The organism is Arthrobacter sp. MOO21 (genome assembly GCF_057369995.2).
The window spans coordinates 160,503-180,174 of record NZ_CM170671.2 but is presented as its reverse complement, the minus strand read 5'-3'; the positions used below and the strand labels follow the sequence as shown (position 1 = coordinate 180,174).

16 protein-coding genes, 1 pseudogene and 2 riboswitches are annotated in these 19,672 nt (G+C 66.6%); of the genes and pseudogenes, 10 read left to right on the top strand and 7 right to left on the bottom strand.

Annotated features, from left to right (window positions below):
* The first annotated feature begins 68 nt into the window (after window positions 1-68).
* Both AC2JAJ_RS00865 and AC2JAJ_RS00860 read left to right on the top strand, forming a co-directional pair.
* Window positions 69-857 (top strand): DeoR/GlpR family DNA-binding transcription regulator, encoded by a 789-nt coding sequence (locus AC2JAJ_RS00865; protein WP_461855103.1) that lies wholly within the window; start codon window positions 69-71, stop codon window positions 855-857.
* Window positions 858-994: 137 nt separating this feature from the next.
* Window positions 995-1,774 (top strand): CPBP family intramembrane glutamic endopeptidase, encoded by a 780-nt coding sequence (locus AC2JAJ_RS00860; RefSeq protein WP_221383878.1) that lies wholly within the window; start codon window positions 995-997, stop codon window positions 1,772-1,774.
* 115 nt (window positions 1,775-1,889) lie between these two features.
* On the opposite strand, the pseudogene AC2JAJ_RS00855 reads toward AC2JAJ_RS00860, so the two are convergent.
* Window positions 1,890-2,930 (bottom strand): annotated as a pseudogene (locus AC2JAJ_RS00855) (HNH endonuclease signature motif containing protein); the annotation flags it as partial.
* Window positions 2,931-3,044: 114 nt separating this feature from the next.
* On the opposite strand from AC2JAJ_RS00855, the gene AC2JAJ_RS00850 reads away from it, so the two are divergent.
* Window positions 3,045-4,277 (top strand): IS256 family transposase, encoded by a 1,233-nt coding sequence (locus AC2JAJ_RS00850; RefSeq protein ID WP_486416764.1) that lies wholly within the window; start codon window positions 3,045-3,047, stop codon window positions 4,275-4,277.
* A gap of 793 nt (window positions 4,278-5,070) precedes the next feature.
* Here the strand turns inward: AC2JAJ_RS00850 and AC2JAJ_RS00845 are convergent.
* Together AC2JAJ_RS00845 and AC2JAJ_RS00840 are read right to left on the bottom strand one after the other, a co-directional pair.
* Entirely contained in the window at window positions 5,071-5,709 is a 639-nt protein-coding gene (locus AC2JAJ_RS00845) for a VOC family protein (RefSeq protein ID WP_221383877.1), read from the bottom strand.
* Window positions 5,710-5,831: 122 nt separating this feature from the next.
* A complete protein-coding gene (locus AC2JAJ_RS00840) occupies window positions 5,832-7,847 on the bottom strand; it encodes a S8 family serine peptidase (RefSeq protein ID WP_486414620.1) in 2,016 nt (671 codons plus the stop codon).
* Window positions 7,848-8,080: 233 nt separating this feature from the next.
* Window positions 8,081-8,196, top strand: a riboswitch (SAM riboswitch).
* Between the two features lie 43 nt (window positions 8,197-8,239).
* Between AC2JAJ_RS00840 and AC2JAJ_RS00835 the strand changes: the two genes are divergently transcribed.
* The 4 genes from AC2JAJ_RS00835 to AC2JAJ_RS00820 all read left to right on the top strand — a co-directional run bounded on the left by AC2JAJ_RS00835 (window position 8,240) and on the right by AC2JAJ_RS00820 (window position 13,621).
* Window positions 8,240-9,565, top strand: coding sequence for a bifunctional o-acetylhomoserine/o-acetylserine sulfhydrylase (locus AC2JAJ_RS00835; RefSeq protein WP_486414621.1), 1,326 nt, complete (start codon window positions 8,240-8,242; stop codon window positions 9,563-9,565).
* A gap of 97 nt (window positions 9,566-9,662) precedes the next feature.
* A riboswitch (SAM riboswitch) is annotated at window positions 9,663-9,778 on the top strand.
* Between the two features lie 12 nt (window positions 9,779-9,790).
* Window positions 9,791-10,906 carry a homoserine O-acetyltransferase MetX gene (gene metX, locus AC2JAJ_RS00830; protein WP_486414622.1) on the top strand — a complete coding sequence of 372 codons (1,116 nt, stop codon included), beginning with the start codon at window positions 9,791-9,793 and terminating at the stop codon, window positions 10,904-10,906.
* A gap of 178 nt (window positions 10,907-11,084) precedes the next feature.
* Window positions 11,085-12,467, top strand: coding sequence for an MFS transporter (locus AC2JAJ_RS00825; protein WP_473693014.1), 1,383 nt, complete (start codon window positions 11,085-11,087; stop codon window positions 12,465-12,467).
* An 11-nt stretch (window positions 12,468-12,478) separates the two neighbouring features.
* On the top strand, window positions 12,479-13,621 hold the full coding sequence (locus AC2JAJ_RS00820) for a zinc-binding dehydrogenase (RefSeq protein WP_486414623.1): 1,143 nt from the start codon (window positions 12,479-12,481) through the stop codon (window positions 13,619-13,621).
* 3 nt (window positions 13,622-13,624) lie between these two features.
* Here the strand turns inward: AC2JAJ_RS00820 and AC2JAJ_RS00815 are convergent, their stop codons facing one another.
* Complete coding sequence (locus tag AC2JAJ_RS00815; RefSeq protein WP_486414624.1) at window positions 13,625-14,533, bottom strand: LysR family transcriptional regulator; 909 nt, start codon at window positions 14,531-14,533, stop codon at window positions 13,625-13,627.
* 138 nt (window positions 14,534-14,671) lie between these two features.
* Here AC2JAJ_RS00815 and mmsB point away from each other — a divergent pair, with 138 nt between their 5' ends.
* Together mmsB and AC2JAJ_RS00805 are read left to right on the top strand one after the other, a co-directional pair.
* Complete coding sequence (gene mmsB / locus AC2JAJ_RS00810) at window positions 14,672-15,592, top strand: 3-hydroxyisobutyrate dehydrogenase (RefSeq protein ID WP_473693009.1); 921 nt, start codon at window positions 14,672-14,674, stop codon at window positions 15,590-15,592.
* 30 nt (window positions 15,593-15,622) lie between these two features.
* Window positions 15,623-17,107, top strand: coding sequence for a CoA-acylating methylmalonate-semialdehyde dehydrogenase (locus tag AC2JAJ_RS00805; RefSeq protein ID WP_486414625.1), 1,485 nt, complete (start codon window positions 15,623-15,625; stop codon window positions 17,105-17,107).
* Window positions 17,108-17,204: 97 nt separating this feature from the next.
* Here AC2JAJ_RS00805 and AC2JAJ_RS00800 read toward each other — a convergent pair whose 3' ends face one another.
* Together AC2JAJ_RS00800 and AC2JAJ_RS00795 are read right to left on the bottom strand one after the other, a co-directional pair.
* The gene (locus tag AC2JAJ_RS00800) at window positions 17,205-17,765 is read right to left on the bottom strand and encodes a hypothetical protein (RefSeq protein ID WP_486414626.1); all 561 of its coding nucleotides are present in this window, start codon (window positions 17,763-17,765) and stop codon (window positions 17,205-17,207) included.
* A 49-nt stretch (window positions 17,766-17,814) separates the two neighbouring features.
* A complete protein-coding gene (locus AC2JAJ_RS00795; RefSeq protein ID WP_260323120.1) occupies window positions 17,815-18,612 on the bottom strand; it encodes an SGNH/GDSL hydrolase family protein in 798 nt (265 codons plus the stop codon).
* 134 nt (window positions 18,613-18,746) lie between these two features.
* On the opposite strand from AC2JAJ_RS00795, the gene AC2JAJ_RS00790 reads away from it, so the two are divergent.
* Window positions 18,747-19,397, top strand: a complete 651-nt coding sequence (locus AC2JAJ_RS00790; RefSeq protein ID WP_473693003.1) for an alpha/beta hydrolase — start codon at window positions 18,747-18,749, stop codon at window positions 19,395-19,397.
* A 37-nt stretch (window positions 19,398-19,434) separates the two neighbouring features.
* On the opposite strand, the gene AC2JAJ_RS00785 is transcribed toward AC2JAJ_RS00790, so the two are convergent.
* The gene (locus tag AC2JAJ_RS00785) at window positions 19,435-19,668 is read right to left on the bottom strand and encodes an RNA-binding S4 domain-containing protein (protein WP_221383867.1); all 234 of its coding nucleotides are present in this window, start codon (window positions 19,666-19,668) and stop codon (window positions 19,435-19,437) included.
* Window positions 19,669-19,672: the final 4 nt, after the last annotated feature.

Below are 19,672 nucleotides of genomic sequence, written 5' to 3'. Positions count from 1 at the left end.
TTTCCATTGAGTTATAATCATCAAGCGTCATCGGAAGTGGTGGCTGGACTATCGAAAGGCCTCCTTGCATGACCCGCACCGACCGGCTCACAGCGATTCTCGACCTGCTGGCCAGGACCGGCCAGGTGGAAGTGGACGAGATTGTCAGCACCCTCAACGTCTCGCCCGCCACTGCCCGCCGCGACCTCGACAGCCTCGCCAAACGCCGCCTGCTCACCCGCACCCGCGGCGGGGCAACCACCGGAGCCTTGGCCTACGACCTGCCTGGCCGCTACAACAGGGATGACCACGCCGAAGCGAAGGAACAGATTGCCCAGTGCGCCTCGGCACTGATCAAGCCGGGCGCTGTCATCGGCCTCTGCGGGGGCACCACCAGCACCGCGCTCGCGCAGATCCTCGCCACCCGTGAAGACCTCAACGCGCCCTCCAACCAGCCCACCCTTACGGTAGTCACCAATGCCATCAACATCGCCGGGCAGTTGGCGGTGCGGCCCAACATCAAGGTCATGGTGACTGGCGGGATCCTCAATCCGAGGTCCTATGAACTGGTAGGCCCGTATACCGACATCATCATGCAGAAGGTGGTGCTGGATATCGCATTCATCGGGGTGAACGGGATCGATCCCGAGGTGGGGCCCACCAACACAGGGGAAGGGGAGGCCTCCGTTAACGCCCTGCTGGCAAGCCGTGCCCGGATCTCCTATGTCATCGCCGATTCCTCCAAAGTGGGCGTCCGGGCCTTCGCCACCATGGACGGCTACAACTTCACGCGGCTGATCACCGACTCCGGCATTTCACCGCGCGACAAGGCGGCCTTCGAGGCCAACGGCACGGAGGTGATTGTCGCCCCGGCCTGATTCCGGCGGCGTCCGCTGCTGCCCGCAGTTGCACCAGGCGCTCAGTTCCTGCAGGCGCTCAGTTGCACCAGGCGGGCAGTTTGACCGGTGGGCAATTCCATCAGGCCGGATCCAGAAACTGCAGGCAAGATGGGAACATGCTGGTTCCCGCCCGCCGTCGCATTCGGCTCGAAGTCTGGATTGTCCTGGGCCTGTCCCTGGGGCAGTCCGCCGTTTATTCCGTGGTGCAGTTACTGGACAAGATGACCCGGGCGCCGCTGGCCCAGGGCACGTCCACGCTGAACCGGTCGCAAAGCACACGGGAGTACTTCGACCTGACCTACCAGCTGCTGGACATCGTTTTCGCCCTGGTGCCCGTCATGCTGGTGCTCTACTTCCTCACGGACCATCGCCAGGTTGCTCCGGGCGATGCCGGTAACCCGGGCTCTGCTTTCCGGAAACTTGGTTTCAACTTTGCACGGCCCGGGAAGGATGTTCTGCAGGGGCTGGGGCTGGCAGCGCTGATCGGCATCCCATCCTTGGGGCTGTACGCCGCCGGCCGCGCGCTGGGAATCACCACCGCCATCATCCCCAGCGGCCTGGATGCCTACTGGTGGACCGTCCCAGTCCTGATCCTGTCCGCCATCCGGCACGGCATCGTGGAGGAGGTAATTGTGGTGGGCTACCTCCTGGACCGTTTCGGGAAGTTCGGCTGGAGCACGCCGCTGGCCATCGCCGTGAGCTCGCTGCTCCGCGGAAGCTACCACCTGTACCAGGGCTTCGGGCCCTTCATCGGCAACGCAGTCATGGGGGTCGTGTTCGCCTGGATCTACACCCGCACCAAACGTGTCATGCCACTGGTCATCGCCCACGCCCTGCTGGACATCGTGGCCTTCGTCGGGTTCAGCCTCTTTGGCAAGGCCGTGGGGCTCGGGTAATGCGAGTCGACGGCTGCGAATTTCCTGCCGCCGGCCTCGTGTACGTCCTCACCCAAGCAAGGCTTTGGGCGTCGCGCGTCATTCGAGCCCCGGAATCGCCACCTGCCGGAGCCCTTTACCCTTCCGCCCAGAGCGACCACCAGGCCGCCTGCGGGTCCGGTGGCAACACGTAGGGCAGAGTGTAAAACTCCTCCCACAGCGGGTCTGCCGGGCAGAGGTCATCCGGGTCGAGCAAGTTGCCGCCGGGTGGTTCTTCGGGTGGCGGATTGATGTCAAGGGACAATGCACCATAAGGCCAGTTGGTTGGTTCTCTGTCGAGTTGTTCGGCTGTGTAGGTGCGGCCGGTGGGTGAGGTCCAGCCGGGTGGTTCGTTGGTGGTGGCGGGGGTGGGGGTCCAGCCGCTGTGGTGTTTGAGCCGGTGGTGTTTCGGGCAGAGTTGTCCCAGGTTGGAGGCGCCGGTTTTACCGCCGTTGTGCCAGGCGGTGAGGTGGTCGGTGTCGTTGTCCAGTGATCGGTTGGTGCAGCCGGGGAAGGTGCACTTGGCATCGCGCATCCTGATCCAGCGTTTGATTGTCTCGGGGAGCCGGTAGCTTCTGCGCCCGATTTCCAGGGGTGCGCCGTCGCGGGGGTCGACCAGGACGCGGTAGAAGGAGTCGGCGCCGTCCGCGACCAGCCGCCGTGCCATGGAGGCGGGGATCGGCCCGTGGCCGTCGAGGATGGCGGGTTCCTCGGTGAGGCCGAGGAGGGATAACACCGGAACCATCACCAGCACATCCGCCCGCGGTGTGGGGACCTTGCCGGGGTCTGTGTTGTCCGAGTGGGGAGAGCTTCCGGCGCCGAGGAGCAGGCTGGCGGCGATGTCGGGGCGGAGCTGGGAGATAGTCCTTGGTTCGTCGGGTCCTTGGAGGCCGCGGGCGGTGGCGGTGGTGCGGTTCCAGATCGCGGAGGCGGTGTCGCCGGGGAGGTAGAGCGTCACACGGGCCATGCCGTCCCGGTCGGGCCGGTATTCCATCCGCCGGTCGGCGGCTCCTTTGGCGTGGCGGGTCTCGATCGATTCGGGGTGGTGGCGTTCGCGCCAGGCGCGGGCCTTGGCCCGGAACCGGGACGGGACAAGTTCGCCGGGTGCGGCGCCGCGGGCAGGGTTCGGGGCGTCCGGGGAGGGTGTTTCATTGAGTGTGTAAGGGTCCGGTCTCTAACTAGGGTTTGACCTGCGGTTTTACCCTTGAAAGGACGGGCCCTCTTGGCCGAAATTAGTACGACAACCAACCCCTTGGAAGGCGTTTTGAGCGCCGACCAGATCGACGCTCTTGTCACCGCGGCGGAGGACCTTGGAGAGGGCCGCAATGGTGTTGAGGAGCTCCTCTCCCGGATGACCCGCGCGGTCCTGGAACGGGCCCTGGAAACCGAGATGAGCGACCACCTCGGCTACGAGTCCGGGGACCCTGCCGGGCAGGGCACGGGTAACTCCCGCAACGGCAAAACCACCAAGAGCGTGCAGACCCTTCAGGGGCCGGTGCAGGTCACCGTGCCCCGGGACCGGAACAGTTCCTTCGAGCCGGTGATCGTGCCCAAGCGGGCCCGCCGGCTGGGCAAGGTCGAGGATATGATCCTCTCCCTCTACGCCCGCGGCATGAGCACCAGAGATATCGGCTCCCACCTTGATGAGATCTACGGGACCAAGGTCTCCGCGGCGACGATTTCCAGGGTCACGGACGTGATCGCCGACGAAGTCGCCCAATGGCAGAACAGGCCGCTGGAGTCGGTGTATCCGATTGTCTATATTGACGCTATTTGGCTGAAAATCAGGGACGGCGGGGTTGTGGTGAATAAGGCCTGCCACGTGGCCGTCGGGGTGGATGTGGAGGGCCGCAAGCAGGTCCTGGGTCTGTGGCTGGGCACCAGCGAAGGGGCGAAGTTCTGGGCCAACGTGCTCACCGAAATCCGTAACCGCGGAGCGTCCGACATTCTGATCTTGTGCTGCGACGGGCTCACCGGGCTGCCGGCAGCCGTGAACAGCATCTACCCCCAGACCGTCGTGCAGACCTGCGTCGTGCACCTGCTGCGCTCGGCCATGAAATACGCCTCCTACAACGCACGCAAGGCCATGGCCCGGGACATGCGCCCGATCTACACGGCACCGACCGTACAGGCGGCCGAGCTGGCGATGGAAGCCTTCGCAGAGACCTGGCAGAGCACGGCTCCCGGGGCGGTGCTGGCGTGGCGGAACGCGTGGGAGGACTTCACCCCGTTCCTGGCCTTCACCCCGGAGATCCGCAAGGTCATCTACACCACGAACCAGATCGAATCGATCAACTACCAGCTGCGGAAGATCACCAAAACCAGAGGATCATTTCCCTCCGACGAGGCCGCGATCAAGCTCGTCTATCTGGGAATCCGGAACATCGAAACCACCCGCGGCGGTGAGCTCGGAACCGGCACACTGGGCTGGCACCAGGCACTGAACGCCTTCGCCGTGCAATTCCCCAACCGACTCCCCATCTGACCACCCGGCAGAACGGATAACCGACCGGTCCCTTACACAGAAAACTTGACACCCCCCGTCCGGGTCGAAGAAGTGCGCCACCAACGAGGCTGCCCCGGCAGGGCTGAGGCCTTCGGTTTCATCCACGACGACGCGCGCGTGCTGCCACGACACCGCCCCGGCGGCCAGCGCGTCCATGACCGGCGGCAGCGAGCAGACCTGCTGCGACTCGCGGACGAAAGCACCCGCGGCCCCGGAACTCATGGTCAGGACCCCGGCGATCTCCTCCACCGCCGACATCTCCGCGTAGGTGCGCTCCTGCACGGACGCCTCCGGCGGCGTCATCGCCTGCTGGATCCCGATGCAGTCAGCCGCGTCCTGCGCCTGCCCGGCCTTGAGTTGGGCTTCCAGCCTGGACCTCAGTTCCAACCGCTCCAACAGGATCCCGTACTGCCGCTGCAACACATCCACCCCAGCGCCGGCACCGTCGGCGCCCGCAGAGGAAAGCGCAGCCTCCTCCAGGAACAGCGCATCAAGGGCAGCAACAGAGGCATGAACACCTTCCATCCCCGCCCCTGAACCGCTCACTGCGCCGCCGCTGATTCCCATACGAACATCATCCAGGAGGGGTGTGACATTGAAGGCTGTCCAGGTTGTTCAGCCCACCCGGACACGAACCGCGCTGAATTAAATGAATTCGGCCGCCATTTGGTGGTGACGCCGTTGTCACCTCCAAATGGCGGCCGAAGCTGGTCCAGGCACACGCCCGGGTGACCCATCACCCAGACAAGTGGGGATGGGTTGGCGGGCAGGGTCAGATGGTGACTGCCCCGTTGGCGGTTTCGAATGTCACGGACAGGATTCCGGGAGTACCGTGCGGAGCAACCCAGTCCACCGCGACGTCTTCCAGCGGCCGCTCCACGGGCTCGCCCAGCCATTCGGTGACGCGTTCTGCGGAACCGGCAATGGTCAGGGAGCTCATCTTGACATTGCTCTCGTAGGCGTTGGACGGGTGCAGCGACGGGTCACCCTCCCACTTGAGCATGTAGGGGACCTGGGGATCGGCAATAAGGCCCAGAATGCCGATCTGCTTCCAGACCAGTTCGCGGCCGTCAGGGAACTTGCGGTTTCCGTTGACGGCGGCGCGGCCCAGGCGCTCCTCGAAGGGGGCGAGGTCGTCCACTTCGACGCACCAGCCCATCCAGCCGCCCCCGGCTGCCGAACGGGCACGCACTGCCTGTCCGAACGGGGCTTTGTCCGATGCCGGGTGGTCCAGGACCTCCACAACTTCAAGGTACTTGTGCCCGGCGAGCGGGATAATCATATTCCGGGTTCCGAACCGGGGGTGGACCCCGCCCTTCACTGCCTCAACGCCGAGGGCAGATGAAATTCGTTCGGTAGTGGCCGCGAGGCCATCGTGTTCACAGGCGTAAGAGACGTGATCCATGCGCATGCCAACATCTTGGCACTTTGTGATCCGGCTCTCAGCTAAGGGTAACCTTACTGGATTCGGCCCCGGTTGCAGGCGCCGGATCGTCCGGCGCCGGCGGCTTTCCTTTGGGCCTACAGGTCCCGTCAGGCGTACTCGATGCCAACGCTTCCCGAACGCCATGTGATCCGGCCGCCTTGGAAGTCCTGGGCATAGGCGCCTCCACCGGCGGGGTACTCTCCGGTGGTCGGGTAGCCGAGGCGGCCACCCTCGGAGCCCTGTCCGACCCAGGCGGACCTGATGCCACCGGTGATAACGTGTGCGCCCGCGGAGGGAGACCACACGACCTCTCCGCCCTGGTAGTACTGCTTCGCGCCGCCACCCACGAGGCCGCCAATTTCGTCTGTCGTGGGGTAGCCCAGGCCGCTGGCCGGGCCGCCGGCGTTGTCCCAGGTGGCGCCGATGCCGCCCTTGGTGATGTGTGAGCCGGTCGCGGCGTTCCAGGAGATCTTGCCGTACTGGAAGCCCTGCATGACGCCGCCGGGAATCGGTGCATACTCGTCGGTGGTGGGGTAGCCGAGGCCGCTGAGCGGCCCACCCGCGTTGTCCCATGTGGCGCCGATGCCGCCCTTCGTGATCCTGGACCCGGTGGCTGCGTTCCAGGAGATCTTTCCGAACTGGAAGTTTTGCATTACGCCACCGGCCATCGGCGCATATTCGTCCGACGTCGGGTAGCCGAGATCGCCGTTCTGCGCCCCGCTGCCCCTCCACGTCGCGTTGATCCCGTTGACCACCGCAAAGGCGCCCGAGCCGGGCAGGTAGGCGATGATTCCGTGCTCGAACTCCTGGTACGAGCCGCCGAACCGCTGGTTCGTAACCTCATTGGCGATGGGAAGCCCAACGAGACCAGACACTTCGGCGTACTTGTCCCCAATGGGGCCTTGAACCGGGTAGGTCCCGCTGTTTACCGCCGGCGGCACCACATGCAGCAAACGGTTCGGTGTTCCTGCACTGGCATTGGCGATCGTCCCAGTGACGGAGGAGGAGTTCAGGGTCGAGGCAACCTGGGACGGGGTCAGCGACGGGTTCTTCGCCAGCAGGAGCGCTGCTGCGCCAGCCACGTGGGGGGTTGCCATGGATGTCCCGCTCAGTGAAGCGGTAGCGGTTGAGGAGGTGTACCAGGTGGACGTTATGCCCACGCCCGGGGCGTACAAGTCCACGCAACTGCCGAAGTTGGAGAAGCTTGCCTGCCGGTCCGAGGAATCGCTCGCTGCGACTGTGACGGCCGCCGGCAGGCGCGATGGGGAAGTGGTGCATGCATCGACGGCGCTGTTCCCCGCAGCAACAACCGCAGGAATGCCATCACCGATGACCGCCTGCACCGCGGCGTCGAGGGTATTGCTCGCCGGTCCGCCGATGCTCAGGTTCACCACGGCCGGTGTTCCGTCGCGGTGGTTGGCAGCCACCCAGTCGAGGCCCGCAATCACATCAGAGTAAAGGCCGGAGCCGTCGCATGCGAGTGCCCGCACCGGAATGAGGGTGGCGGATTTGGCCATACCGTAAACAGAGCCCGCGATGGTCCCTGCCACGTGCGTTCCGTGGCCGTTGCAGTCGTTTGTTCCCAGCCCGTCATTCTTCGCGGTCCACCCTTGTGCAACCCGGCCGCCGAAGTCGACGTGCGACGCGAGGATTCCGGTGTCCACCACGTAGACGCTGACGCCCTGCCCGGAAGCCGGGGGCGTGTAGGTTCCGGACAGCGGAAGGGCCAGTTGGTCGGTGCGGTCCAGTCCCCAGGGCGCATTCCGCTGCGTGTCTGAAACTGTGACGGCGTAGTCCGGTTCAACGGCGGTCGCCCGCCCGGAACGGACCAGGGCGGCGGCCTGCGCGGCGGTCGCCTGGACGGCCGCGCCCTTCAGTGCCGTTTCAAACGTACGGGCGACGCCGATCCCCTGGGCGCGGAGGGACCGCGCCTCGCCGGCGACATCCGCCCCGGCCGCGAAACGTACGAGGTAGCGCCCGTTGTCGCTTGCTTCGGGCGGGGCGGGCGCGGCGGGTGCCGCCGACGCGGTGGGCGGGGACGCGAGCCCGCCTGCCAGGGTGGCGAGGCCAACAGCCAAAGATGGCAGGACGGTGCGGAGAGCCTGGCGGAACAATTGGGGCAACGGAATCCCGATCCTTTTGTGCGTTGGAGAACTGTGCTGTGGAACTTTCCCACAGCGAATTTATCCGACAGGCGGGGTACAAAAGCCGAACCTCGGTCAATCCTGCGGGTTCCCTGTGGAACTTTGGCGAAACTTCCGGGGAGGCAGGGAAAGACCGCATCGGCGGCCCGGAGCGGGACCATGTTCGTCACAATCCTGTTCCCAACCGCGGCTCTGTTCCTACACTGGGCCCAGGTCATGAGTGCCAGCACCAAGCCCCGGCTCGCTGGCCGGCAACCCTCCATCCGCGGTGGGGTGCCCCGGGTGAGGACCTGGTTGTCCGGCAACGGCCGGAGAGCAAGCGCGGCCCGAGGTGCTCCCAGCATGCCGGGCCCATGTCAAAGGAGCCTTGAATGTCCAACGGATGGTCCTTCGAAACCCGCCAGATCCACGCAGGGCAGGAAGCGGACAGCGCCACGGGCGCCCGTGCGCTTCCCATCTACCAGACCACGTCCTTCGTCTTCCCCACGGCAGAAAGCGCTGCCAACCGTTTCGCGCTGGCCGAGTTGGCGCCTATCTACACAAGGATCGGCAACCCTACCCAGGACGCCGTGGAGCAGCGGATCGCCAGCCTCGAAGGCGGCCTCGCCGCCCTGCTGCTGAGCTCCGGGCAGGCGGCCGAAACGTTCGCCGTCCTGAACATCGCCGAGGCCGGTGACCACATCGTGGCCAGCCCCAGCCTCTACGGCGGCACGTATAACCTGTTTGCGCACACGCTCAAGAAGTTCGGCATTTCCGTGACGTTCGTGGCCGACCCGGACAACCTTGACCAGTGGCGCGAGGCCGTCCAGCCGAACACCAAGCTCTTCTTCGGCGAGGTGGTCTCCAACCCCCGCCAGGATGTCCTGGACATCGAAGGCATCTCGCAGGTGGCGCACCATGCGGGCGTCCCCTTGATCGTGGACAACACCTTGTCCACCCCGTACCTCATCCGTCCCCTGGAGTGGGGAGCGGACATTGTGATCCACTCGGCCACGAAATACCTGGGCGGCCACGGAGCGGCCATCGCCGGCGTCATCGTCGATTCGGGCAAGTTCGATTTCAGCAAGGATCCGGAACGGTTCCCCGGCTTCAACACCCCGGACCCCACCTACAACGGCCTCGTCTACGCCCGTGACCTGGGGGAGGGTGGTGCGCTGGGGGCCAACCTTTCCTACATCCTCAAGGCCCGTGTCCAGCTGCTGCGCGACCTTGGATCGGCAGTTTCGCCCTTCAACGCCTTCCTGATTTCCCAAGGACTGGAGACCTTGAGCCTGCGCGTGGAACGCCATGTTGCCAACGCCACCGAAGTGGCGCGCTGGCTGGAAGGAAGGGACGACGTCGAATCCGTCGCCTACGCGGGCCTGCCCTCCAGCCCGTGGTACGAGCGCGGCCGGAAGTACGGTCCCAAGGGGACCGGCGCCGTCGTCGCCTTCAACCTCGCAGGCGGCGCCGAGGCCGGCAAGCGCTTCGTGGACGCCCTGGAACTGCACTCCCACGTGGCCAACATCGGTGACGTCCGCTCGCTCGTCATCCACCCGGCGTCGACAACCCACAGCCAGCTCTCGCCGGAACAGCAGGAAGTTGCCGGCGTGAGCCCCGGCCTGGTCCGCCTCTCCGTGGGCCTGGAGCACATCGATGACATCCTCGCCGACCTTGAAGCGGGCTTCCGCGCAGCCAAGGGCGCAGCAGGGGTGTAGCGCGCACCGCGGAAAGCGTGCAGCCGGCAGGCCGGGGAAAGTCACAACCAGTCACACTCTTGGTCCGGAGCGGGGTGTATTTCGTACACTCGAACCAGGTCATGAGTGCCAGTGACAGCCCCGGCTTGCTGGCCGGCAACCCTCCTTCCGCGGTGGGGTGCCCCGGGTGAAGACCTGGCCTGCCGGTCAGACGACGGCGGGCAAGCGCGTAGAAGAGGTCCTGCCATGACGGTTACCGTCGCCCGTACCACCATCCCCGAACACGGAATTGTCCGCTACGCCTCCATCGGAGGGCTCGAGCTGGAAGCAGGCGGCTACCTTCCCGACGTCACGCTGGCCTACGAAACCTGGGGCACGCTGAACGCCGACGGCAGCAACGCGGTCCTGATCGAACACGCCCTCACCGGCAGCACCCACGTGACCCGCGGCGATACCGATGAGGAAGGCTGGTGGGAGCAGCTGGCCGGACCCGGCGCGCCGGTCGATACGGACAAGTTCTTCGTGGTGTCCATCAACATCGTGGGCGGCTGCTACGGCTCGACCGGACCGTCCTCACCTGCCCCGGACGGGCGCCCCTGGGGTTCGCGCTTCCCGCTGGTGACACTCCGGGACAGCACTGTGGCTGAGGCCCGGCTGGCGGACCAGCTGGGAATCAGCACTTGGTACGCCGTCCTTGGCGGTTCCATGGGCGGTGCCCGCGCCCTGGAGTGGGCCGTGACCTACCCCGAGCGTGTGCAGCGCTGCGCAGTGATCTCCGTTGGCGCAGCCAGCACGGCCGAACAGATCGCGTTCGCCCAGGCGCAGACCCTCGCCATCCGGCAGGACCCCAACTTCAACGGCGGCGACTACTACGGCGGTCCCTGCCCGGAAGACGGGCTGGCGCTGGCGAGGCGCATCGCCCACATCACCTATCGGTCAGCGGCGGAACTGGAAGGCCGGTTCGGCCGTGCCGCCCAGGTGCCCGAGTCGCCGCTGCAGGGTGAAGTGCTCGCTGCGCGTGGCCGCTACCAGGTGGAAAGCTACCTGGACCACCAGGGCAACAAGCTCGTCCGGCGCTTTGACGCCAACAGCTACATTGCGCTCACCGAGGCGCTGATGAGCCACGATGTCTGCCGGGGCCGCGGGACCCTGACCGAGACGCTGGCCGTCGCCAGCGCCCGCTTCTTCGTGGCCGCCGTGGACTCGGACCGGCTCTACTTCCCGTCCCAGTCAAAGGAACTGGCGCAGGCACTTCCGGGTGACGTTGACGTCCACGTCATCCAGGCCCCGATCGGGCACGACGGGTTCCTGACCGAAATCGGTCAGCTCGGACACCAGCTGCGGACCACTTTCCTCGTCTAGCGCAGCACCGGTTTCCGCTCCGCATGTGCAATTATGCAGATGCCTTCTGCACTAATCGGCGTTGAGGTTGCATCGCAGGCAGACCATACTCAAAAAATCCGGCATTCGTGGTGTGCATCACACCCGGCTGCCATCGACTGGTCCCAGTGGCGTCGACGACGACGCCGAAGGAGTTCGCATGAGTACGGAAAGCTCCGCCGCAAGGCGCACAGAGGAAACCGATGTCAAGGCCTCAGGCCTGAAGAAAGTGGTTACGGCGTCCATGGCCGGAACGGTCGTGGAATGGTACGAGTTCTTCCTCTACGCCTCGGCCGCCACGCTGGTCTTCGGGAAGGCCTTCTTCCCCAATGCCGGCACGGAACTGGACGGCATTATCGCCGCCTTCCTCACCTACGCCGTGGGCTTCGTGGCCCGCCCCATCGGCGGCATCGTCTTTGGCCATTTCGGCGACAAGTTCGGCCGGAAGCAGCTGCTGCAGCTGAGCATCATCCTGGTGGGCGTTTCCACGTTCCTGATGGGCTGCCTGCCCACGTTCCAGCAGATCGGCTACTGGGCGCCCGCGTTGCTGGTGATCCTCCGGTTCGCCCAGGGCTTCGCCGTTGGTGGTGAATGGGGCGGCGCCGTCCTCCTCGTCGCAGAGCACAGCCCCAGCAAGTCCCGCGGTTTCTGGGCCAGCTGGCCGCAGTCCGCCGTTCCGCTGGGCAACCTGCTCGCCACCGCCGTGCTGTTCATCCTGTCCTCCACCCTGACCCAGGACGCCTTCCTCGGGTGGGGCTGGCGCGTGGCGTTCTGGCTGTCGGCGGTTATCGTCCTGATCGGCTACTACATCCGCACCAAGGTCAACGACGCCCCCATCTTCCTGGAGGCCCGCAAGGAAGTCGACGCCGGCCACAAGGGCTACGGCGTGGCCGAAGTCTTCCGGCGCTACCCGAGGGGCGTCTTCACCGCCATGGGCCTGCGCTTCGCCGAGAACATCCTCTACTACCTTGTAGTGACGTTCTCCATCACGTACCTGAAGACGGTGGTCCAGGCCGACACCACGCGCATCCTCCTCCTGCTGCTCCTGGCGCACGCCCTGCATTTCGCCGTCGTGCCGGTAGTCGGAAGGCTCTCTGACCGCCTGGGCCGCAGGCCCGTCTACCTGGCCGGCGCCATCATGGCCGCCACCTGGGGCTTCTTCGCCTTCCCCATGATGGACACCAAGAACGACTTCGTCATCCTCGCCGCCATCATGATCGGGCTGGTGTTCCACGCCTTCATGTACGCAGGCCAGCCGGCCATCATGGCGGAAATGTTCCCCACCCGCATGCGCTACTCCGGGGTCTCCCTGGGCTACCAGGTGACCTCGATCGTGGCCGGTTCCCTGGCTCCGATCATCGCCGCCTCGCTCCTGGGCACCTACAAGTCCTCCCTGCCCGTGGCGATCTACCTGCTCCTCGCCTGTGCCGTCACCGCCGTCGCCGTCTTCTTCCTGAAGGAAACCCGCGGCATCTCGCTCCGCGACGTGGACGCGGCGGACGCCCAGGGCACCGCGGACCTGCTCGCCGCCAACAAGAAGTAGGCGGGACCCGCATGAAGGCCGCCGTCCTGTATTCCACCGTTCCTGCCCCCGCCCCGGGAGCAGGAACGGGGCAGCCCGGCTACGCGGCTGCCCGCCCGCTGGTGGTGGAGGAACTGGAGTCGCCCAAGCCCCGCGCCGGCGAGCTGGGCGTTGCCATCACCTACTCCAGCCTGTGCCATTCGGACCTGTCCGTGGTGGATGGTTCCCGGGTCCGCCCGCTTCCCATGGCCCTGGGCCACGAGGCGGTGGGACGCGTGGTGTCGGTAGGCGAGGGCGTGGTGGATGTGTCCGTGGGCGACCATGTGGTGCTGGTTTTCGTCCCCAGCTGCGGTGACTGCCGGGCATGCCGGTCCGGCAGGCCCGCGCTCTGCCACCGTGCGGCGGAGGTCAACGGTTCCGGTGACCTGCTGCACGGGAAAGCACTGTTGCGGACGCCTGCGGGGGAGCGCATCAACCACCACCTCGGCGTTTCGGCCTTCGCCGACTACGCGGTGGTGGCGCGGGAGTCGGTGGTGGTGATCGACGACGACGTCCCGGACACTGTCGCGGCGATGTTCGGATGCGCCGTGCTCACCGGGATGGGTGCCGTGCTGAACACCGCCGACGTCGGTCCCGGACACTCGGTGGCCGTCTTCGGCCTGGGCGCGGTGGGCCTTTCCGCCGTCATGGCGGCCCGTATTGCCGGCGCCGCCAGCGTGATCGCGGTCGATCCGAACCCCGGCAAGCACCAGCTGGCCCGCGACGCCGGTGCCACCGCAGTTGGAACACCGGAGGAGGCTGCCGGCCTCATCGCGGAGGCTTCCGGTGACGGGGTGGACGTTGCGGTCGAAGCGGTGGGTTCCGCCGGGGTGATCGCCTCCTGCCTGGAACAGGTGACCCGTGGCGGGGCGGTGGTCTCGGTGGGCCTGCCCCATCCGTCTGCCCAGCTGACGGTCCCGGCACTGCAGTTCGCCGGTGCCGGTAAGCGGCTCCTGGGCTCCTACATGGGCGACGCCGTGCCGGCGCGCGACATCCCGAAGTACCTTGGCTACTGGCGGGAGGGCCGGCTGCCGGTGGAGCTGCTGCACACCGATACCCGGCCGCTCGCCGAGATCAACGAGGGCCTGGACGCGCTGGCTTCCGGGCAGGTGGTCCGGCGGCTCTTCCAGGCCTGAGGCCTAACCCGCCAGCAGCGCGGCGCGGTCCTTCACTTCCTCTTTCAGGGCGGCGATCACTGCCTGCACCGCGGCCGAGCGCAACGATTCCGGACGCGCCACGGCCCAGATAGGCAGCTGCCGTTCAAAGTCGCCGGCCAGCACCGGAACGAAGTCCGACTGGCCGGCGACCATGAAGTTTGGCAACAGCCCGATGCCGGCGCCCTGCCGCACCGCCTCCACCTGCGCGAACACGCTTGTGGCCTGGAAGCTGGTCCGGGGCATGGGCAGCTGGGAGGACCAGCGGTGCCCCAGCTCCTCCACCTGGAGCGCGGACTCGACGTACGAGACAAAGCCGTGCTGCCCGACGTCGTCCAACGTTTCCGGCAGCCCGTGCCGCGCCGCATACCCGGCGCCGGCGTACAGGCGCAGGTAGTAGTTGCTGAGGAAGATGGTCTGCGCGGTAGCGACGTCGGCCCTGCCCACCACGATCTCCAGGTCAACGCCGGACCGGTTCTGGCTGACTTTGCGCGTGGCGCTAAGCATCTCGATGTTCAGCTGGGGGTTCTGCTGCTGCAGCCGCACCAGGGAAGGGGTGACGAACACCGCCCCAACGCCGTCCGTGGTGGCCACCCGGACCAGGCCGGCGAGAGCGCTCTGGTCCTGGCTGATCATGCCGGACAGCGAGCCCAGCGTGTTTTCGATCGCTTCCGCCGCCTCCACTGCTGCAGCGCCCAGCTGGGTCAGCTCCCAGCCATGCGGGCTCCGTTCCAGGGTCCGGCCGCCCAGCTGCCTGTCCAGTGCCAGGATCCGGCGCGAAATGGTGGTGTGCGTGGTACCGAGCGTTTCCGCCACGGCGTTGAACCGGCCCAGGCGGGCAACCGTGAGCAGGATCAGCAGGTCGTCGGGGCTTGGCAGCCGTCTCGTGTCCACGCGGGACCCTTCCCTCGATGTGCATTAGTGCACATGGCGTCTGTGATTTTTCCCCTTGATTGCACTCTAGCAGGGTGTGATCGTTGACACAGAACTGCCGGCAGCAAACGCCGGAATGGAAAGCAAAGGAGCTTACGCATGGCAGTCATCGGTTGGATTGGCCTGGGAAACATGGGCGGCCACATGTCCGTGAACCTGGCGAAGGCCGGGCACGACGTCCGGGGGTTCGACCTGAACCCGGCGGCACTGGCGGCCGCTGAGGCGGGCGGCGTCAAGCCGGCAGGCAGCATTGCCGAGGTTGTCCAGGGTGCGGACGCGGTATTCACCATGCTGCCAAAGGGCGAACATGCCAGGGCGGTCTACCTCGGCGGGGACGGCGTACTGGCCCACGCGGACACCCGCACGCTGTTGATCGACTCGTCCACCATCGATATTGCCTCGGCCCAGGCGCTGCACGACGCCGCTGCTGCCGCCGGCTTCCGCTTCGTGGACGCCCCGGTCTCGGGCGGCATGAGCGGGGCTGAGGCCGGGACGCTGACCTTCATGGTGGGCGGTGAAGAGGGGGCCGTCGCGGATGCCAGCGGCTACATCGGACCGATGGCCGGCAACATCATCCCCACCGGAGGCGCCACCACCGGGCAGGCGGCGAAGATCTGCAACAACCTGATGCTCTTCATCAACCTTGCCTCCACCGCCGAGGGTGCCGTGCTCGCCGACCGGCTGGGCCTCGATAAGCAGGTCTTCTGGGATATCGCCTCGGTCTCCTCGGGTGACTCCTGGGCGCTGCGGACCTGGTACCCGGTGCCCGGCGTGGTTCCCACGGCGGCCTCAAACAATGGTTTCACGCCCACCTTCACCACTGAGTTGGCCAACAAGGACATCGGTCTGGCCATCAGCGCCGCCGAGGACACCGGCACGCCCCTTGAGATCGGCAAGCACGTCCAGCAACTGTTCCAGCAACTCATCGACGCCGGTGAGGCCGGCAAGGACTGCTCGATGATCATCAAGCTCGTGGACGGCTCGCTCGAACCCGCGCGGCAGACCCCCGCCGCCAACTAGACCTCAAGCACCACAGGAAAAGAGACTCCCTTGGAAACCATTCCCCACTACATCAATGGCGCACGCGTCAGCGACGCCGAGCGCTTCGGTCCCGTCTACAACCCCGCCACGGGCGAACAGGAGAAGCAGGTGGCCCTCGCCTCCGCCGCCCGGACGGAGGAAGCCATCGCTGCCGCCCGTGCGGCGCTCCCTGCCTGGCGGGCCACCAGCCTGGCCAAGCGCACCAACATCTTCTTCCGCGTCCGCGAAATCCTGACCCAGCGCAAATCCGAACTCGCCGCCATCCTCACCAGCGAGCACGGCAAGGTCCTCTCCGACGCGGAAGGCGAAATCTCCCGCGGCCTGGAGAACATCGACTTCGCCACCGGCCTGTCCCACATGCTCAAGGGCGAGCGTTCCGAGCAGGTCTCCAGCGGCATCGACGTCCACTCCGTCCGCCAGCCGGTGGGCGTCGTGGCCTGCATCACCCCGTTCAACTTCCCGGCCATGGTGCCGCTGTGGATGATCGGCAGCGCGCTGGCCTGCGGCAACACCGTCCTGCTGAAGCCCAGCGAGAAGGACCCGTCAGCCGCCGTCTTCATCGCCGAGGCTTTCGCCGAAGCGGGACTGCCCGCCGGCGTGCTGAACGTGGTCCAGGGTGACAAGGAAGCCGTCGACGTGCTGCTGGAGCATCCCGATGTCAAGGCGGTGAGCTTCGTCGGCTCCACGCCCATCGCCCAGTCGATCTACCGGCGGGCAGCGGACCACGGCAAGCGCGTGCAGGCCCTCGGCGGCGCGAAGAACCACATGGTGGTGCTTCCCGACGCCGACCTGGACATGGCAGCCGACGCTGCGGTTTCCGCCGCCTACGGCTCGGCGGGCGAACGCTGCATGGCCGTCAGCGTCCTGGTGGCCGTAGGCAACATCGCGGACGACCTGGTGAGTGCGATCACCAGCCGCATGGCCGGACTTACGATCGGCCCGGGAACCGACCCCGCCTCCCAGATGGGCCCGCTGATCACCGCGGAGCACCGGGAACGCGTTGCCTCCTACATCGCGGGGGCGGAGGACGAAGGGGCCACCGTTGTCGTTGACGGGCGCTCGCAGCAGTTCGATTCGAACGGCTTCTTCATTGGCGTGAGCCTGGTGGACCACGTCAAGCCCGGCATGAAGGTGTACGACGACGAGATCTTCGGCCCGGTCCTGTCCGTGGTCCGCGTGGACACCTACAGCGACGCCGTCCGGCTGGTCAACGACAACGAATTCGGCAACGGCACGGCCATCTTCACCCGGGACGGCGGGGCGGCGCGGCAGTTCGAGTTCGACGTCGAAGCCGGCATGGTGGGCGTCAACGTCCCCATCCCCGTCCCGGTGGGCACCTTCTCGTTCGGAGGCTGGAAGAACTCGCTGTTCGGCGACACCCACATGTACGGCCCGGACAGCATCCGGTTCTACACCCGCGGCAAGGTGGTGACCACGCGCTGGCCCGACCCGTCCACGTCGGTGATCGACCTGGGCTTCCCGCAGGTGGACTAGCTTCGCCACCGGTTGATTGAAACCGGTTGATTGAACAGGTGGATTAAACAGCCAGGGGACCGGAAACCGGTCCCCTGGCCGTTTGTCCACGGCGTGGCTAGCCGTTCATGATGTCGCCGCGGCGCTTCATGTACTCCTCCATCGACAGCTCACCGTTGCTGTACTGCTGGTCAAGTTCCGCGAGCTTCCGGGCCCGGAAACCCTGCGGCGCGGCAGGCGGCGGGGGAGTGGCCGGTCCGGACGGCTGGCCCGGTGCCTGCTGCTGGAACGGCGGCTCCTGGGGAACGCCGTACTGCGGGTCCGGCATCGGCGGCTGCCCGTACTGGTACGGCGGCGGTTGCGGGGCATCGATCGGCCGGGACGGGCCGGGCTGGCGGAAGCCGCCGGAGAAGTAGTCCTGCTGGGTGTAGCCGTCGCGGGGCTGCTTGCTCTGCGGTCCCGCCGAACCCGGGAAGTGGCCATAGCCCGGATACTGCTCCGGCCCGGGGTACTGGTTCGAGCCCGGGAATTGGCCTGGCCCCTGGAATCCGCCCGGCCCGGGAAACTGGCCGGGGAAGCCCTGGTCCCGGTCCCGCCGGGCCATGGAGCGCCGGTACATGCGCATGGCCATGGGGACGACGAAGGACAGGATGATGATCCAGAAAAACAAGCTGCTCACGGTGCCGCGCCTCTCGTGTGTTGTCCCTCCAGCCTAACCCCGCAGGGCCCTACCGGCGGCTGGGCTCAGAGGTTCCCACGGGACCCTCACCCGAACCCAACGGAACACCCGGGCCGAAGACGGGACCCGGCGTCGGACGTTTTGCGGTGATGCCGTCACCGGAGGACTGGTGGCGCAGGCGGCGCAGCACCCACGGGACGAAGTATTCGCGCGCCCACACCAGGTCCCCGCTCCGTGCCTCGCGCCACGTGCGTGGCGGCAGGGGCTTGGGCTGGAGCGGCTCGAGGGAGTGGTCGATGTTCAGTGCATCCAGCACCATGGCAGCTATGGTGTGGTGGCCCAGCGGGGAGAAGTGCAGCCGGTCCTGGTCCCACATCTGCGGGTCGCCCAGTTGCCGGAGGGACCACATGTCGGCGATGACGGCGTCGTGCCGGGCGGCCACGGTCCGCAGGTTTTCGTTGTAGATGGCCACCTTGCTGCGGATCCTGCCGAGCACGGAGGAACCCGTGTCGGGGCCGTTGAAGAGGACCACGGTGGCGCCGCCCATGGAGAGGATCTGCACCACTGAGTCGAGTTTCTCGGCCAGGGCGTCGGGATCGCCGCCGGGCCGGATCAGGTCGTTGCCGCCGGCGGACAGCGTTACCAGGTCCGGTTTCAGTTCCAGGGCCGGGGCCAGCTGCTGGTCCACGATCTGCTGCAGCAGCCTGCCACGCACCGCAAGGTTCGCGTACGCGAAGTCCGGCTGGGTCCGGCCCAGCTCCTCCGCCACGCGGTCGGCCCAGCCGCGGAAGCCGCCGGGGCTTGAGGGCTCGGGGTCGCCGATGCCCTCGGTAAAGGAATCGCCCATTGCCACGTACCGGGTCCAGGGGTGGGAACCGGCGGGAGGGGTGCTTGCGTCAGTCACGGTCCTATCCTGCCTTCCGGTTCGCTGGCTACGCCAACGTAGGTTGCTACTTTCCGGTAACTGTAAGAATGGAAACCATGACTGAAGCCCAAGTATTTCCTGCCCCCGTTGTCCTGTGGTCCCACCCGGAAGACCAGCGTGACGGGAAGCCGCTGCTGGTGCTCCTGCACGGCTACGGCGCCAACGAACAGGACCTCCTGAGCCTGGCGGACCTGCTGCCGGGGGACTTCGCCGTTGCGTCCGTCCGCGCACCCATCGCCATGGGGCCGGGCTTCACCTGGTTCCCGCTCACGGCGTCCATCGACTACTCGCTGGAGCAGGTCAAGAAGGCATCCGCGTACGTCCTCGACTGGATTGACACCATCAGGGCCGGCCACCCGTCGGTCACCCTGCTCGGGTTCTCCATGGGCATGGCCATGGCAACCACGCTCCTGCGCCAGCGGCCCACGGACTTCGCTGCCGTCGTCGGGCTCTCAGGCTTTGTGGTGGACGCGGAGGGCGACCCCACATTCAGGGACGATGAACTGGACGGCACCGTCCCGATGTTCTGGGGCCGGGACCAGCAGGACCCCGTCATCACCCCGGACAAGATCGAATACACCATGGGCTGGGTCCGCAAGCACGTCAAGCTCACCAAGGTGCTCTACACCGGCATGTGGCACGGCATCAACCAGCAGGAGATCGGGCACGTGGGGGAGTTCCTCACCCACGAGGTGCTCAAGAAGTAGGAAGTACGACGGCGGGCGGCCGGCTTCCGGGGGAACGTCAGCCGGCCTCCGGCGCGACGACGCGGACGCTCTGGCCGTTCACGGTGACGGTGTCGCCGTTGTGCAGCTGGCGGCCGCGGCGGTCCTCGATCCCGCCATTGACCTTGACCAGCCCGTTCTTGATCAGCTCCGCCGCCTCCACGCCGTCCTCCACGAGGTTGGCCAGCTTCAGCAGCTGCCCCAGGCGGATCATGCTGTCGCGGATGGGGACGTCGTCAATGGGGTTGCTCATAGAG